The sequence below is a fragment of the Chitinimonas naiadis genome (genome assembly GCF_054780835.1).
The window spans coordinates 485,222-501,233 of sequence record NZ_BAAGVO010000004.1; the positions used below are offsets into that span (position 1 = coordinate 485,222).

The following is a 16,012-nucleotide window of genomic DNA, read 5'->3' on the forward strand; positions in this document are numbered from 1 at the left end:
AACCCGGAACGGGAAGACCTAATACAAGGTCCGTGCCAGCATCGTTTGGTCATTGATTTGCAAGGGAAATACGCCACCGCAGCGCCGGCGCGGCGGCCGCAGCACCCACCCGCTGTCGGCCCTCAGCGACAGCACAGCCAAGCAGCAACACCAAGTCATTGATTTTTAATTCGAACCACCTGTCGGTGAAGCACGACAGGGCCAAAGAAAAACCGCCCAGCGTGGGCGGTTTTTCCATAGGCAGACCTCGTTACTTCTTTTGCGGCAGGGGAATACGCTCCGTCTCACCCGGTACCTTGGGAAAACGATCCTCCTCCCAGCGCAACTTGGCTTCCTCGATTCGCTCACGGGTCGATGCGACGAAGTTCCACCAGATAAAGCGCGGTCCATCGAGCGGCTCACCGCCCAGTACCAGCAGGCGGGTATCGGCAGTGGCCGTCAGCTTGACCGTCACACCGGGTGTCAGCACCGCCAACTGGCCCGGCTCCATCACCTCGCCGTCGATATCGATGGCGCCGCGAGCGAGGTAGACGCCGCGCTCGAGGTGCTCGGCAGGGATCTCGAAGCTCGCGCCGGCCGCCAGCTCGCCGGCGACATACAGGGTGTCGCCATAGGTGTGTACCGGGGAGGTATGGCCATAGGCACTGCCCAGAATCACCCGCAGACTCAGGCCGGGCGCCTCGATCAGCGGCAAGGTGCTGGCTGGGTGGTGCCAGAAAACGGGCTCGGTGTCCTCGTGGTCCAGCGGCAAGGCAAACCAGGTCTGGATGCCGTGCAGTGTCTGGCCATGAGCACGCGCTTCGTCCGGCGTGCGTTCGGAATGCACCACACCGGAACCCGCGGTCATCCAGTTCACATCACCCGGGCGTATCACCTGTACATAGCCCAGGCTGTCCCGATGCGTGATTTCGCCCTCGTACAGATAGGTCACGGTGGCGAGGCCGATATGCGGATGGGGCCTGACGTCCATGCCTTCGCCGGGCGCCTGTTCGGACGGTCCCATATGGTCGAAGAAGATGAACGGGCCAACCGCCTGCTTGGGCAAGCTAGGCAGCAGACGTTTGACCGAGAAGCCGCCGAGATCACGCTCATGCGGTTTGAGCAGATGCTGAATGCTGGGCATGCGGGTATCTCCAAATATCGGGTTAGTAGGCTCACAGGCTTGGCAGGTGACAGCCTCGGGTTCATGCGGGGCACGACGGCCTGCCAGCAAGAGGAAGCCGGATCGCCACAAGGCTGGCGGATTTCCGGCTTCCCTGCTTCCCCCATGCGAGGGATTGCCCGAAAAAGCGGGTAATGCTAGTTCCTGCGCTCAGGACCTAGATCTTGCCATTGCGAAAATCTTCCACGGCCTGCAAGACCTCTTCGCGAGTGTTCATCACGAACGGCCCCCACTGAGCGATCTCTTCATGCAGCGGCTTGCCGGCTATCAGCAAGGCCTTGACAGGTGCATCGCCGGCCGCGATACGGGCGCCATCGTTGGCCGGGCGGGTTTCCAGCACGCCCATCTGGCGCGTCTTGACTGCCTGACCACGACCACCTACCAGCGCGGTGCCCTCGTAGACATAGACAAAGGCATTGTAGCCAGCGGGCAGATCCTGCTCGAACGTGGCACCGGCGGGCAGATGTACGTCGAGATACAGCGGTTCGGTATCCGGCCGCTCGACGGCACCGGTGACGCCTTGCGCCTGGCCGGCAATCACCTTCACCGTCACACCATCCTCGCGGCTGACAACCGGAATGTCGGCGGCCGGGATGTCGCGATAGCTCGGGTCCATCAGCTTGTTCTTGCCGGGCAGGTTGACCCAGAGCTGGAAGCCTTGCATCAGGCCATCCTCCTGCTCGGGCAACTCGCTATGCACGAGGCCGCGGGCAGCCGTCATCCACTGCACGCCTCCCGGGCCAAGCAAGCCCTCGTTACCGGCATTGTCCCGGTGCCGCATGCGACCTGCCAGCATATAGGTGACCGTCTCGAAGCCACGATGCGGATGGTCGGGAAAGCCCGCCAGATAGTCGCTCGGGTCATCGCTATGGAAGTAGTCCAGCATCAGGAAGGGGTCGAGACGACGCTGCAGGTCCTGGGTCAGTACCCGCAGCAGCTTGACACCGGCACCATCCGAGGTGGGCATGCCGTTGACCAGACGTTCGACTTCACGGGGTTGTTGCAGCACGGTGTTCATTGTCGCCATCCTTTCCAAAACGTTTGATCAGCTCATCTGATCCTTGGATGGCATTCTGCGCCTATGCAGAGGTGCCAGATAGCGAAATACCTTGCTCTTATCGTTCTGAAATTCTGAATATGTTTTCAGCCACACCGACTGCAAGGTGCAATCAATGTGGCTGAAAAGAAGGGACACTAGGCGGGTGCCAAGGCGCCGTGGCTGGTCTTGTCGACCTGATCGGCCGACTGCAGCAAGGACTGCACGGCTCTCTCGAACAGTGGCGCAACCTCGATAAAGCGGGCACGGCCATTGGTTAGCAAGCGTAGGAATAACCGAACGCTGACGATCGCTGGCTTGTGGTCACCATCAATGCTGAGCACCAGGCTCGATTCATTGGGGCTGATCCAATTCAGGCGAGCGCGGCTGGGCTTGCCATCAAGATTGATTTCTACCGATACCCCGCTGCGCAGACGCTCCAGTACCTCGCCTTCCGGCTGCAATTCGCTACCTGGCGCTTCATTACCACGCGCGCCCGCGGCTTCCAGATGATTTTTCTCTGGTGCTGTACCTTCAGACGGGCCGAGTACCCGATCGAGCAGGTTGAGCTCGACTTCCAGCTCCTTGATCGTATCGTTGAGTACTTGCCTGTTGAGCGGCCCACGATTGATTTTCGGGGTCACAGAAGTCTCCATATCAGCCGATGGGATAGGTTTGAAGCGTTCACGCATCAAGGCAAGCGGTGGAATCTGGAAGGCCGTGTTACCGGCACGCAGGGCATGGGTATGTGCCTCGATCAACCAGGTATGGAGCGCTTGCTGCTGGATGGCGTCCCAACCGATCAGGTCAAACCCCTCGCGCAAGGTGCGCAACATGGTCGGGATCTGTACCAGCAACTGATCGCGGTCCTGCTTGGTGATCTTGGGGGCAATGCTCCAGATCAGGTCGGGAATCAGCATACGGTAACGCTCCGCACGCGGCGCATCATCCCGCGCAGCCCGCTCGATCGCATGGGCCCAGCCATTGAGCAGGAAATCCTGCAGGAACGGGTCCAGCGTCAGGCCTTCCAGTGCCTCCGCAATCATGGCGGTCGTACGGGCAAACTGCAGGGTACGGTTCTCGGCCTTCTCCAGCACCTGGACCGCACGCTCGACCTTTTCGTCGGCAGCACGCAGCTGGCGGGCAATGAAGGTATCGAACTCATCGAGCATGCGCGAGAACAGGCCGACATTCTCATGCTCGTCGCTCAGCAGACGCTCGATGATCTGCCGGATTTCGGCAATCATCGCCTCGGTATTGGCGCCCGCCTTCTCCAGCCCGACCGAGATCGAGCCGATACGGTTGACCAGCACCCTAGCCGGATGGTGTTTCTGAGTAAAGAGTGCCGGGTCCAGCAAGGCCACCTTGAGCACCAGGAACTGTAGCCGCCCCAGCTGTGCCCGCACTTCGGCAGGGACCTGGTCATCACGCAGGATGAACTCGAACAGCATGGCGACGATATCGATCGTCATCTGCTCGTTCACGCCTGGCGCCATCTCGGTCAGGGCGGTGTGCTGCTCGAGGATCAGGTTGCGGACCTGTCCCTCGTCGTCATACATGGCATCCACGGCAGGCGTATGTTCACGCTGCATATTGGAAACGGAGGTGGTCAGCACGCGCCGCGCCATGGTGTCGCCACCCAGGGGGGTTGTCGGCATACCGGGTGCGCTACCGGTACTGAAGAACTTGCGCATGGCACTGCCAACCACCTCGGTCCCCGCCAGCCAGCCAGCTTTGGCAATCTCCGCCAACCCGCGAGCACGGGGCGTCTGCGGAGCCTGTTGACCGTGGCCATCTTGCGCATAGGACTCCGCCCCCCCCTCGTAAGCATCCGGTGCAACACTCCCTGTCTGGCCAGGAAAACCGCTCGCCGGCCCCTGCTCGCTCAGCAAGGGGTCAGGTCGCCCACGCACCAGTTGCATCAGGCGATCTATCCGGCCCGGCTGCGCCGGAGCGGCCGGCGCTGCTTGTGGGCCAAACCGTGCATGGCCACCCATGGGCGCCGGTGCGCCTTGCGGCAGGCGCCCACCACCGATACTGGATGGGCCACGCTCGGCGGCCAGATAGGCAGCATCCGCCTCGTCCTCAAGCTCATCGGCTTCTTCGTAGCCGCTCTGCCCGCTACGCGGGGGCGGTACATCCTGATTCACCCGCGGCTTGAGCTGCACGGCGATGCCATGGTCCGCCAGCAGCTCATTCAGACGCTGGTAGATGCCGGAGACCCGGGTCACAAGGCTCTCGGTCAGCTCCTCGATCAGGGTGTCGGTCAGCTCGGGTTCCAGCTCCAGCTGCTCGACGGCGCTGACGATGGAGCGAGAGAACAGATAGGGGCGGAAGGGATTCTCGCGCTCCTTGATGTTTTCCTGATCGAACAGCAGCGCCACGCGGATATTCAAGTCTCGCAGCTGCTCATCCGACGCATTTCGGTAGCGCTCGGTCAACTGATCCATGCGCAATTCGCCCTCGAAGGCCGACGAATCGACCAGGGAGAGGCTGGCGGTACCGAATGAACTGGGGAAGGTAGGGCGGAAGGTGCTGTAGGCCGTGCGAAAACCACGGTTCAACAGGTTTTCCATGCTACTGGCAGCATGCTGGATCACACCGACAGCCCGGTTCATCAGGACGGTGCGGGCCTCGAAAAAACGGCGTTGATCACGCGACGATTGCGCGTGGTCAGCGAGGTCATACAAGCGTTGTACGCTGATCGGAACAAGTTCGTTCAGCGCTACGGAAAACGCACGCAGGAACTCGACCCGGGTGGAGGTCAAGAGATCGTTGCGGTCCATACTTAGCAATCCCCCATACGGAATTAGTTTGTTTTGGTATTTTTTTGTTTGCGATATCGCACGGATTGCTGCAGCCCGTAGTTTAGCGACTCTTTGGGACTCTTGCTGAGCGCAAACACCGCGTAAGCATTTGTTTTAACATTGTTTTTCATGACAAATAAATAATAAATTCATTTGGAATAGACTTCTTACGTCATAGCAAAGACCTGGGCTATGGCCAAATGGGATCTGCCCTGCGTGATAGAATCGGCCGCTATCTTTCCGGCACCTGCCATGAATCTGCTCGCCCTCGATACCTCCACCGAATACCTCTCGCTGGCTCTCTGCTACAAGGGTGAAACACTCGCCCGCGAGTGGCATGCCCAGCAGCGCCACGCCGAACTGACCCTGCCCATGGTGCAGAGCCTGGCGGCCGACATGGGCGCGAGCCTCAGCGAGCTGGATGGCATAGCCCTTGCGATCGGCCCGGGTTCGTTCACCGGCCTACGGATCGGCTGTGGCATTGCGCAGGGGCTGGCCTTCGGCCTGGGCATCCCCACGGTAGGCATCAATACGCTGGCCGCCCTGGCTGCGGACTGTGATGCGGAGCAGGTGCTGACGGTACTGGATGCCCGGATGGGCGAGCTGTATCTCGCCGCCTATGTGCAAGAAGCGGGAAGCTGGAAGGAAGTGGTTGCCACCACGGTCTGTGGGCCTGCGGCCCTACCCGATCTGCCGACGGGTGTCTGGCACGGCGTGGGCAGTGGATTTGCGGTACAGGGTGAAGCACTGCAGGCGAAGTATGGCGCCCAACTGGCAGCCAGCGAGTCTGCGCGCTTTCCGCATGCGCGTGGCGTGCTCAGGCTCGCCACGCATGAGTTTCTGTCGGGCCGTGCCTTGCCGGCCGATCAACTGCAGTTGCTGTATATAAGAGACAAGGTGGCGCTCAAGACCAGTGAGCGCCAGAAGGCCTGAGCATCGCTCAGGCTGGTAATTCAACCAGTTCGACCACCTCATTGGCCTCGACCATGTGCAGGTCGATCCGGGAGGCGAGATCAAAGCAGTAGAATTCCCGCACGGCGTCGAACTGGCTCACCCCCAGGGATTCAAAGGTGGGTTCCAGCGATTTCAGTACCCCGCGGGCACGCTCCGCCGCAGCAGGATCATTCTGGCTCACGAAGTTGCGACCATCGAGCACGAAGCCTGCATCGACCATGGCACGCTCAACCAGCACCCATAGCATGCGGCATACGTCGTATGGCAAGGTAAGGTAATCGAGATTGACCACGATGGCGGTACGCGACGAGCTGGTAGACATGGCAGAGAGCGTGCACTCAGAATTGTTGTGCCGTGAATTATGGATACCAAGTGCTATGCCAGGCGCTTATTTTCCATTAACACATTGTTATTTTTTTACAAAGTAAACGTGACCTTACCGCTCAAGCCTCAAATCCGACCGCTTATCGAAGCCGACCTGCCGGCCATGGCCGCCATTGAGGCGCAGCTCCAGGCCTTTCCCTGGACGGCTTTGCAGTTCATCGAATCCTATGCGGACGGACACCGGGGCTGGGTGGCGGATCACGGCGGCGAGATCGTCGGTTTTGCCGTGACCAGCCAGGTACTGGACGAATTGTCGCTCCTAACCCTGGGTGTGCGGCAGGACTGGCAACGCCAGGGCATTGCCCGGCAGCTGATCAACCATCTTGTCGATACCGCCAGCGAAGTCGGTGCCACAGTGCTGATGCTGGAAGTACGCAAGGGTAACGCCCCTGCCCGCTCGCTCTACCGCCGGCTGGGCTTTGTGGAGACGGGCCTGCGCAAAGGTTATTACCGTGCCGAGGAAGGCCGTGAGGATGCGATACTGATGGCGCTGATCCTGGACGAAGGTGGACGATGACGATGGGCCGACGCGAACTGATACTGGACGAACTGGGCCTGCAACCCCAGTGGGTACGGCGCGAGGTCCTGGCGCAGATCGCGGCCGAGCCTGTCGCACAGGCCGAGGTCGTCAACGCCGTACCGTCGGCACCGCCGGTAGAGGCCGCCTTGCCCGCCCGTGCCGAGCCGGCTATCGAGACTGCACCGGCCCGTGCACACACGCCGCAGATCGAGGTCGACACTCCGCCTACCCGGACTACACCTGGCCAGGCAGTGCTTGCCCAGACCGCCGCACCGGCCCGTCCTCGTGCCGCGGAGGCCGATGTCGCGGCGAACGACCCGACGCTGGCCCGCCGCGCTGCCGATATTGCCCAGATGGATTGGGAAACCCTGCAGGCCAGCGTGGCCAGTTGCACCGCGTGCAGCTTGTGCAAATCGCGCAATCGCACCGTATTTGGGGTTGGCAATGCCGAGGCCGACTGGCTGGTCGTGGGGGAAGCGCCTGGCGCCGATGAGGACCGTCAGGGTGAGCCCTTTGTGGGGCAAGCCGGCAACTTGCTGGACAGCATGCTGGCATCGGTAGACAGATCGCGCAGCGAGAACGTCTACATCCTCAACACCTTGAAATGTCGCCCGCCACAGAACCGTAATCCGACACCGGAAGAACTGTCCCTGTGCGCGCCCTACCTGCATCGACAAGTCGAGCTGATCAAGCCCAAGGTGGTGTTCGCCGTCGGCCGCTTTGCGGTACAGAGTCTGCTGGGTCGTGAAGCCAGTATCGCCAGCCTTCGTGGCCGCTTGCATGATTATCGCGGCCTGCCGGTGGTGGTGAGCTATCACCCCGCCTATCTGCTGCGCAATATGCCGGACAAGCTGAAAGCCTGGCAGGACCTGCTGCTGACCCGCAACACCCTGGCTGCACGGCAACAACAAACCGACGCCTGAGCAAGGCCCTTCATTGCTGCGACCGGGTCAGGGATGAAGCAGGCCCGGCTGCAGATCATAGCCATGCTGTGCGAGCCATTCGCCGTCGTGGGCATCGGCCAGCCACAGGTGTGCGGCAAGTAGTCCGGCGTGCATGCGTGGGGCAAAGCCCGGCGGGTAAACCGGTTTGCCGGCACCATCGCATAGCTGCCAGTCACCGGCATGGGCCTTGCAGTATTCGCTCGCTTCCCGCTCGCTGCGAAAGCAATGCACGGTATTGGTATCGAAACAGAGCGCATAGATCATCGATCATCCCTTGCGCCCTGCGGGTTTCTCAACCCTCGAGCGCTTCTTCGAGCACGGCGATAAAGCGCGCGTTCTCCTCAGGCAAACCAATGGAGACGCGCAAGCTGTCTCTCATACCATAGCTCGCCAGCGGCCGAATGATGACCCCGCGTTCCAGCATTAAGCGGTTGAGCGCGACACCGTCGCCGACGTGGAAGGTCACGAAGTTGCCATAGCTGGGGATAAAGGGGATGCCCAGCCGCACGAAGGCGGCAGTGATCTGCTGCATACCCTCGCTATTGATCCTCACCGTCTCGCGCAGGAAAGCCAGATCCCCCAACGCAGCAACCGCAGCGGCCTGGGCAAGGCTATTGACGTTGAATGGCTGCCGGACTCGGTTCATCAAGTCGGCCAACTCTGGCGACGCGAGCGCAAATCCGATGCGCAGCCCTGCCAGGCCATAGGCCTTGGACAGCGTGCGGCTGACGATGAGATTGGGAAAGCGTCGCAACAGGCCGAGTGAGTCGACCTGTTTCTCCTTCGTCAGGTATTCGGTATAGGCCTCGTCGAGCACGACCAGTACCTGCTGCGGGCAACGCTCCATGAACTCCAGCAGGTCGCCCGGCCGGCACAGGGTACCGGTGGGGTTGTTGGGGTTAGCAATGAATACCAGCTTGGTCGACGGCAGGATGGCGGCGAGCATCGCCTCCAGATCGTGGCCGTACTCGACCGCCTTGACCTCGATGCCGGTAGCGCCGACGGCCTGGGTCGCCAGGGGATAGACGGCAAAGGAATACTGCGAATAGACCACCGTATCGCCCGGGGACAAAAAGGTCCGTGCGGCCAGCTCCAGAATGTCGTTAGAGCCGTTACCCAGCACGACCTGGCTGTGCGCCACCGCAAACTTGTCGGCAATGGCTTGCTTCAAGGCGAAGCCGTTGCCATCGGGGTAGCGGGCCAGATCATCAATCACCGCCAGCATGGCCTCACGCGCCTTGGGGCTGAGCCCCAGCGGATTCTCGTTGGACGCCAGCTTGACGATGCTCGCCTCATCGAGATGCATCTCACGCGCCAGTTCCGAGATGGGCTTGCCGGCCTGATAGGGGGCGATGGCGCGAATATAGTCGGGAGCAAGATGAGCGAGGGACATGTGGTGTCTCACAGAAAGAGGAACTCAGGGGGCCAGCACGCGCACGTCGGGCCATCGTTCGGTATAGCGCTTGCTCACGATGCGTTGCAGGTAGGTTGCAACGCTGACCCGGGCCGGGTTCCGCCGCACGACCAGATTGAACAGGTCTGCCAGGCCAAACGGGGCGATCAGATGCAAGGCGTCCTGCTCGTCCAGCCAGACCGCAACGGCGGTCGCGGTTTCCGGCCAGCTGGCGATCGCGGCATGGAGATCGGGCAACGGCAGGACCTCATGCCCAAACACGCTTGCAAACCAGGTATGTACCGCCGCCTGGTTGGTGACGTCCCAATCCAGCTCAGGCAAGCTTGCAGCCAACGCCGCCTGCAATCCGGCATCGCGATCAAAGCTCGCTGGGTCGGCATCAAACCAGGCAACATCGACATCCGAGCCGCCCAACGGCAGGCGCGGATAGCCATGGGCCGCATCCCAAACCAGATTGCGGAGGGTTCCGGCGCCGATGCACCAGTTCGCCAGACCCAGTGCCCGGACTTCCCGCAGCGCCTGCATCAGCCAGCCGGTGTCTCGCACCAGACCTTCGAGCTTCTCCTGCAGCGCCGCTTCATCCATATCAGGCCTGGCGGAACGAGACCTTGCTGATCCAGTCGCCTTCCGGTGCTTTGTGGCTGCGCATGGCATCCAGCAAGGCTGCGGGGGTATCTGCGACGCGGAACAGGTCCAGGTGGCCAGCACGAATGAAGCCTTCCTGCTCGGCATGGCGTACCCAGTTCAGCAAGGGATCGAAGTAACCCGCCACATTCAGCAGACCCACCGGCTTGCTGTGGATATGCAGCTGCGCCCAGGTCAGGATCTCGAACAACTCATCCAGCGTGCCGAAGCCGCCGGGCAGGGCAATAAAGCCATCGGCACGTTCAGCCATCAGCGCCTTGCGCGTATGCATGCTGTCCACCTCGATCATCTCGGTGGAATCCGGATGCGCCAGCTCCTTTTCGACCATGAAGCCGGGAATGACACCCAGGGTCTCGCCACCTTTGGCGAGAACCGCATCGGCCACCACGCCCATCAGGCCAACCTTGCCGCCGCCCCAGACCAAGCCCAGCCCTTGTTCCGCCAGGGTATGGCCCAGCTCGGAGGCCGCGTCCTTGTAGATATCGCGCTTGCCCATGGCCGCGCCGCAAAATACGCAGATTGATTTCATGTTTGTGCTTTCTTGCTCGCCTGGACGCTTTGCCGTCCAGTTCAATAACGAACCGGGAGAACGAGGGCTCAGGCCTCGATAGGCTCGACCAGATGGCGGCGGTTGTCCGGCGCCGGGTAGTCTTCCGGCCAGAATTCGGTCTGGCTGACGATCAAGCCTGCTGCCACCTTGCTGAAGGTGATCGCCCTCGCCCGCTGCACGCCATCGGTGACCGAGACATCGCTGACGGCTTCATGCTCATCGCCGACGATACGGTGGATGGTGAACGTCCAGCGGCCATGGGCCGGGTACTCGCTGTTCATGCGGGTGAAATTCTCCCGGCCGCGCAGACGCTCCTTCGATTGTGGCCACTCCAGGCAATAGTCTTCCGCCAGGATGGTCGCGGCGTAGGCAAAGTCATTGCTCTGCATACGCCGCCAGTACTCCGCCACCACCGCAACGGCGGCAGGCGTGCTCATCAGAGCACCGCCACCGGATAGGCCCCCAGCACCTTCACGAAGGCGGCGCGGTCACGCAGGGCATCCAGCATCTGCGCCACTTGCGGCGCATGGGCGTGGCCTTCGATATCCACGAAGAAGACATACTCCCACAGCCCTGCGCGCGAAGGACGCGACTCGAACTTGGTCATGGAGACACCGTGCTCGGCCAACGGGCTAAGCAACTGATGCACCGCACCGGCACGGTTCTGGGCGGACATGACGAGGCTGGTCTTGTCGCGACCCGACGGCGTGGTCTGGTGATAACCAAGCACCAGGAAGCGCGTGGTGTTGTTCGGTTCGTCCTCGATATTCTCCGCCAGCTTGAGCATGCTGAAGCGCTCGGCGGCGGCATCACCGGCAATCGCGGCGCAAGTCGGGTCCAGGCTGGCCAGGCGGGCCGCTTCGGCATTGGACGACACCGACAGGCGTTCCACTTCCGGGGGCAGGTTCTTGTTCAGCCATTCATGGCACTGCGCCAGGCTCTGTGCGTGCGAATAGACACGGCGTATCCCCTCCATGCCCGACTCACGGCGCAGCAGGTGATGGTGGATACGCAGTACGACCTCGCCGCAGACTTGCAGCGGGGTGCTGACCATCAGGTCCAGGGTACGACCGACGGCGCCCTCGGTGGAGTTTTCCACTGGTGCGACCACATAGTCAGCCCCGCCCGCCTCTACCACGCGGAATGCCTCGTCGATGCTGACGCAGGCCTGCGTGACGGCAGCGTGGCCAAAATGCTTGATGGCGGCGGACTGGCTGAACGTCCCCTCCGGTCCGAGGTAGGCAATGGTCAGCGGCCGCTCGATGCTCAGGCAGGCCGACATGATCTCGCGGAACAGCTTGGCGACTGACTCATCCGGCAAGGGGCCGGGATTGCTGCTCTTGATACGGGCCAGCACCTGCGCTTCGCGCTCGGGGCGGTAGACCAGCCCGCCACCCTTGAGCTCGCCGATGGAGCGGGCGTGGCCGGCACGTTCGTTCAGGAGTTGCAGTATCTGCGCGTCGAGCGCGTCGATGGCATCGCGGTGGGACTTGAGTTGTTCGTCAGACATATGCGGCTCTGTTGACTGGAAAAAGGGCTTGCCTGCCGATACCCGGCGAGGCGAGCGGTGAGGATAGCATGGCTTGCCTTGCGCGCTTTATGCCTGCTGGCGCTATACGCCCTATCGCTCGCGCGGCATGCCCCGCCATCCGCCACCCTGGCGTCTCAAAATCCGCACATGGCCCAGATGTTCGCCAGGACAAGCTGCGAAGCCGGGTTGAGATAGGCGGCGAACACCAGTGCCAAGACCAGTAGCGCGAGAAGCCGCCAGAGCCATTGCCACCGGTTCACGCTGCCGCCACCAGCGGCCGGTCAATGGCGGCTTCGCGGATCGGCCAGTTGATCAGGGCGGCCGCGATACCCAAGCCGATGGAGAGGTACCAGACGATGTCGTAGCTGCCGCTGTGGTCGTACAACCAGCCGCCCAGCCAGACGCCAAGGAAGCTGCCGATCTGGTGCGAGAAGAAGACGAAGCCGGACAGCATGCCGAGGTGCTTCACGCCGAAGATGGTCGCGATCACGCCATTGGTCAGCGGCACGGTCGACAGCCACAGGAAGCCCATCACCGCGGCGAAGATCCAGACGCTGACAGCCGACAGCGGCAAGGTGATGAAAGCGGTGATCGCCAGCGCACGCGCCAAGTAGATGAAGGACAGCAGGTACTTCTTGCTCAGCCGGGCGCCCAACTGGCCTGCCGTATAGGTGCCGAACACATTGAAGAGACCGATCAGCGCCAGCGCGATGGCCGCCGTATCGCCGCGCAAGCCCTTGTCGGCCAGATAGGCCGGCAAATGCACGCCGATGAACACGACCTGGAAACCGCAGACAAAGTAGCCCGCCATCAACATCTGGAAGCTCGGATAGGCGAAGGCTTCCCGCGCCGCCGCCAGCACGCTCTGGCCGGCATGGAGGACCTGGGTCGGCAAGGATTCCCGCAAGCCGCGCGCGGCGGGGATGATCAGCAGCGACATGGCCGAGAGGATCAGCAAGGCATGCACCCACCCTACCCCGGCTATCAGTTGCTGCTCCACCGGCACCATCAGGAACTGCCCGAAACTGCCGGCTGCCGAGGCGATACCCATGGCCTGCGAGCGGTGCGACTCCGGCACCTGCCGGCCGATGACACCGAACACGATGCTGTAGGTCGTTCCGGACAGGGCCAGGCCAAGTAGCAGGCCGGCCGACGTGTCAAACAGCAGGCCGGTACTGGAGATCGTCATCATGGCGAGGCCGGCGGCGTAGAGCAGCGCGCCGACAGCCAGCACGCGGAAGGCGCCGAAACGGTCTGCCAAGGCGCCGGTAAACGGCTGGGCCAAGCCCCACACCAGGTTCTGCAAACCCAGCGCAAAAGCGAAGACTTCCCGGTTCCAGCCGAAGTCTGCACTCATGGGGTTCAGAAAGAACCCGAAGCCGTGCCGTATCCCCATCGAGAGGGAGACGACGAGGCCCGCACAGATCAGGACGCGGCGGATGGCGGGAGTAAGCATGGGGGAGCCTCCTTGTTATTCTGACCGCCAATGTGCCGCTATCTGCACACGCCGCCAAGGTACAGTCCCGACACGAAGGACCGTGACAGCGTACCAAGCAAAACGCCGCCCGAAGGCGGCGCTGTATCTGCAGTCATTGCAAGGATCAACCGTTATGCCGGGCAAAGTCCTGCATGAAGCCGGTCAGGGCCTTGACGCCTTCCAGCGGCATCGCGTTGTAGATACTGGCGCGCATGCCGCCAGTTACGCGGTGGCCCTTGAGCTGTAACAGGTTGCGCGCCTTGGCCTCCTTGATGAAGGCCTCGTCCAGGTTGGCATCCGCCAGTTTGAACGGCACATTCATGCGCGAGCGGAATGGTTTGTCGACCGGGCAATGGTAGAAACCGCCCGAGGTCTCGATGGTCTCGTACAGCAGCGCGGCTTTCTCGATATTGCGCTGTTCGATGGCCTTGAGGCCGCCCTGGCGCTGCATCCACTTGAAGACGAGGCCCGCCACGTAGATGGCGAAGGTCGGCGGGGTGTTGTACATCGAGTCCCCTTCGGCCTGGATCTTGTAGTCGAACATGGTCGGCGTGCCGGGCAGGACCTGGCCCAGCAGGTCGTCGCGGACGATGACGATGGTCAGGCCAGCCGGGCCGATATTCTTCTGGGCACCACCGTAGATCAGCCCGAACTTGCTGACATCGACCGGGCGCGACAGGAAGTTGGACGACATGTCGCAAACCAGCGGCGTATCCCCGGTGCTCGGGATAAACGGAAACTCCACGCCGCCCAGCGTCTCGTTCGAGGTGTAGTGCAGATAGGCGGCATTGGCGTCACGCTGCCAATCGGCCTCGGCCGGCACATAGGTGTAGTTGCGATCCTCGGCGCTGGCGACCACGTGGGTGGCGACGCCGAACTTGCGCGCTTCCTTCATCGCCAGCTTGGACCAGTGGCCGGTATCGACAAAATCGATGCTGCTGCGGCCACGGATCAGGTTCATCGGCACCATGGCGAACTGGGTGGTCGCCCCGCCCTGCAAGAACAAGACCTTGTAGTTCTTCGGAATACCCATGACTGCGCGCAGGTCTTCTTCCGCCTCGGCGGCGATCTGCATGAACTCCTTGCCGCGATGGCTCATTTCCATCACCGACATGCCACTACCGTGCCAATCGAGCAGTTCCTTCTGTACTTCAAGCAGGACTTCACGAGGCAAGACGGCGGGGCCGGCGCTGAAATTGAAGACAGGGGACATGGGGGCTCCTGGTGGCTACGAATGGGTGACGATGCTCAACTCAGACTACAAGACTACTGGCGAGTTTGGGGTCTGAGCCAGCCAATATTCACGCTCCCGACTGGCACGCACCGTGGCGTACCGCGCCGGCAAAATCAACAAGGCAATGACGGCCTCACGACAGCAGGAAATGCGCGCGGGCCACGGCAACCGGCTTGGCTTCGTCTTCCTGCCAGGCGGTCATACGTACGTTGGCGACGCGCTTGCCCTGCTTGGTGATGTCGCAGCGCGCGTACAGGCTCTGGGCCTTGCCCGAACGCAGGAAATCCAGCGAGAAGTCGATCGTGCGCGGCACTTCTGCCGACTCGCGCGCCCATACCAGTTGCAGCAAGGCGGCGTTTTCCAGAAAGCCGCCAATGGCCCCGCCATGCAGGGCAGGCAGATGCACATTTCCGATGTTGTGGTCGCTGAACGGCAGCTCGAACAAGGGCTGGCCGTTTTCTTCGCGCATCACCACGCCCAGCAGCTTGGCATAGGGAATCTGCTCGATGATGCTGGCGTAGTTGCCCGACTCCTTGGCCGCCTGCAGGAATTCCAGTTGCACCATGATCAGGCTCCTTCTTTCTTGCTGCCCAACTGGGCCTGGCTGGATTCACGCATGAAGGTGGCGACACCGTGTGCGATCGGCTGGTCGTTGCCTTCCTGGTAGACCGTGGCGCGGGTAAAGGCGATCTGCTTACCCAGGCGATAACACTCGGCGGTGCAATACACGATCTGTCCCGGGGTTGCGCCGCGCAGGTAGTCAATGCGCAGGTCCAGCGTGGCAATCGCTTCGCGCTCGGCCAGCATGGAAAACACGGCCAGCGCGCTGGTGGTATCGATCAATGAGGTCATCACCCCACCGTGCAGTACACCAGTACGTGGATTGCCCACCAGGGCGGTGTTGTAGGGGAGGCGCAGCGTGGCGCGGCTACGTTCGCCGTTGACGAACTGCAAGCCCAGCGTGGCCGAATGGGGAATCTGGCAGAACCAGCGGGCCACATCGTCAAACAGCGCCGGATTAAGCACCGGCAGGGGCAGATTCTGCATTGCTAGGTCTTTCTTCGAGGCAGGTACACCACCTCGTCTGTTGCTGCGACGTTTAAGGCAAAACGGGCCGCCTCGCTGTACTGATTACAGCTTAGAGCGTGTTATGAACTTCAGCAGTTGAAAAGCGGACGCCAATTCAACGCGATGACAAGCGTCAGCGAGGTTCCCCGCGGCGGCTGCCAGAGTTCTTGGCGCTTAGCGCCGAGAACCTGTGCATGCAAAGCTGCGGGAGGGGTGTGGATCAAACAGGAAAGAGCCTGCTGCATCAGCCCTCTACGCTGCGTAGCGCCAGGGTCACCTTGGCGCC

General features: G+C 61.9%; 18 protein-coding genes. 3 read left to right on the forward strand and 15 right to left on the reverse strand.

From position 1 onward, the window contains the following. Nucleotides 1-49 precede the first annotated feature (49 nt). The 4 genes from ACYVHK_RS08175 to ACYVHK_RS08190 all read right to left on the reverse strand — a co-directional run bounded on the left by ACYVHK_RS08175 (nt 50) and on the right by ACYVHK_RS08190 (nt 4,984). Nucleotides 50-238 (reverse strand): hypothetical protein, encoded by a 189-nt coding sequence (locus ACYVHK_RS08175; RefSeq protein WP_460529641.1) that lies wholly within the window; start codon nt 236-238, stop codon nt 50-52. A gap of 12 nt (nt 239-250) precedes the next feature. Then, nucleotides 251-1,123 (reverse strand): pirin family protein, encoded by an 873-nt coding sequence (locus ACYVHK_RS08180; RefSeq protein ID WP_460529644.1) that lies wholly within the window; start codon nt 1,121-1,123, stop codon nt 251-253. 196 nt (nt 1,124-1,319) lie between these two features. Beyond that, entirely contained in the window at nt 1,320-2,180 is an 861-nt protein-coding gene (locus ACYVHK_RS08185) for a pirin family protein (protein WP_460529647.1), read from the reverse strand. Nucleotides 2,181-2,356: 176 nt separating this feature from the next. Further along, the gene (locus ACYVHK_RS08190) at nt 2,357-4,984 is read right to left on the reverse strand and encodes a DUF1631 family protein (RefSeq protein ID WP_460529650.1); all 2,628 of its coding nucleotides are present in this window, start codon (nt 4,982-4,984) and stop codon (nt 2,357-2,359) included. Between the two features lie 273 nt (nt 4,985-5,257). Here ACYVHK_RS08190 and tsaB point away from each other — a divergent pair, with 273 nt between their 5' ends. After that, nucleotides 5,258-5,938 (forward strand): tRNA (adenosine(37)-N6)-threonylcarbamoyltransferase complex dimerization subunit type 1 TsaB, encoded by a 681-nt coding sequence (tsaB, locus tag ACYVHK_RS08195; RefSeq protein WP_460529653.1) that lies wholly within the window; start codon nt 5,258-5,260, stop codon nt 5,936-5,938. 7 nt (nt 5,939-5,945) lie between these two features. On the opposite strand, the gene ACYVHK_RS08200 is transcribed toward tsaB, so the two are convergent. After that, complete coding sequence (locus ACYVHK_RS08200) at nt 5,946-6,281, reverse strand: hypothetical protein (protein WP_460529655.1); 336 nt, start codon at nt 6,279-6,281, stop codon at nt 5,946-5,948. 108 nt (nt 6,282-6,389) lie between these two features. Between ACYVHK_RS08200 and rimI the strand changes: the two genes are divergently transcribed. Further along, complete coding sequence (gene rimI, locus ACYVHK_RS08205) at nt 6,390-6,860, forward strand: GNAT family protein (protein WP_460529658.1); 471 nt, start codon at nt 6,390-6,392, stop codon at nt 6,858-6,860. 2 nt (nt 6,861-6,862) lie between these two features. After that, entirely contained in the window at nt 6,863-7,786 is a 924-nt protein-coding gene (locus ACYVHK_RS08210) for a uracil-DNA glycosylase (protein ID WP_460529661.1), read from the forward strand. A 27-nt stretch (nt 7,787-7,813) separates the two neighbouring features. Here the strand turns inward: ACYVHK_RS08210 and ACYVHK_RS08215 are convergent, their stop codons facing one another. From ACYVHK_RS08215 to ACYVHK_RS08260, 10 genes are all read right to left on the reverse strand, one after another. Further along, the gene (locus ACYVHK_RS08215; protein ID WP_460529664.1) at nt 7,814-8,071 is read right to left on the reverse strand and encodes a hypothetical protein; all 258 of its coding nucleotides are present in this window, start codon (nt 8,069-8,071) and stop codon (nt 7,814-7,816) included. Nucleotides 8,072-8,099: 28 nt separating this feature from the next. Next, the gene (gene hisC, locus ACYVHK_RS08220; RefSeq protein ID WP_460529669.1) at nt 8,100-9,200 is read right to left on the reverse strand and encodes a pyridoxal phosphate-dependent aminotransferase; all 1,101 of its coding nucleotides are present in this window, start codon (nt 9,198-9,200) and stop codon (nt 8,100-8,102) included. Nucleotides 9,201-9,224: 24 nt separating this feature from the next. After that, nucleotides 9,225-9,806 (reverse strand): nucleotidyltransferase family protein, encoded by a 582-nt coding sequence (locus ACYVHK_RS08225; protein ID WP_460529673.1) that lies wholly within the window; start codon nt 9,804-9,806, stop codon nt 9,225-9,227. Nucleotide 9,807: 1 nt separating this feature from the next. Continuing rightward, nucleotides 9,808-10,395, reverse strand: coding sequence for an LOG family protein (locus ACYVHK_RS08230; protein WP_460529676.1), 588 nt, complete (start codon nt 10,393-10,395; stop codon nt 9,808-9,810). A gap of 68 nt (nt 10,396-10,463) precedes the next feature. Further along, nucleotides 10,464-10,853, reverse strand: a complete 390-nt coding sequence (locus tag ACYVHK_RS08235; RefSeq protein ID WP_460529679.1) for a nuclear transport factor 2 family protein — start codon at nt 10,851-10,853, stop codon at nt 10,464-10,466. Next, nucleotides 10,853-11,926: a bifunctional chorismate mutase/prephenate dehydratase gene (pheA, locus tag ACYVHK_RS08240; RefSeq protein ID WP_460529682.1), complete on the reverse strand. Its 1,074-nt coding sequence runs from the start codon at nt 11,924-11,926 to the stop codon at nt 10,853-10,855. Before pheA ends, ACYVHK_RS08235 begins: the two co-directional genes overlap by 1 nt. A gap of 277 nt (nt 11,927-12,203) precedes the next feature. Beyond that, nucleotides 12,204-13,403 (reverse strand): MFS transporter, encoded by a 1,200-nt coding sequence (locus ACYVHK_RS08245; RefSeq protein ID WP_460529685.1) that lies wholly within the window; start codon nt 13,401-13,403, stop codon nt 12,204-12,206. 145 nt (nt 13,404-13,548) lie between these two features. After that, complete coding sequence (gene serC, locus ACYVHK_RS08250; RefSeq protein ID WP_460529688.1) at nt 13,549-14,637, reverse strand: 3-phosphoserine/phosphohydroxythreonine transaminase; 1,089 nt, start codon at nt 14,635-14,637, stop codon at nt 13,549-13,551. 154 nt (nt 14,638-14,791) lie between these two features. Beyond that, nucleotides 14,792-15,223, reverse strand: a complete 432-nt coding sequence (locus ACYVHK_RS08255) for a PaaI family thioesterase (protein WP_460529691.1) — start codon at nt 15,221-15,223, stop codon at nt 14,792-14,794. A gap of 2 nt (nt 15,224-15,225) precedes the next feature. Continuing rightward, nucleotides 15,226-15,705 (reverse strand): PaaI family thioesterase, encoded by a 480-nt coding sequence (locus ACYVHK_RS08260; protein WP_460529694.1) that lies wholly within the window; start codon nt 15,703-15,705, stop codon nt 15,226-15,228. Nucleotides 15,706-16,012 lie beyond the last annotated feature (307 nt).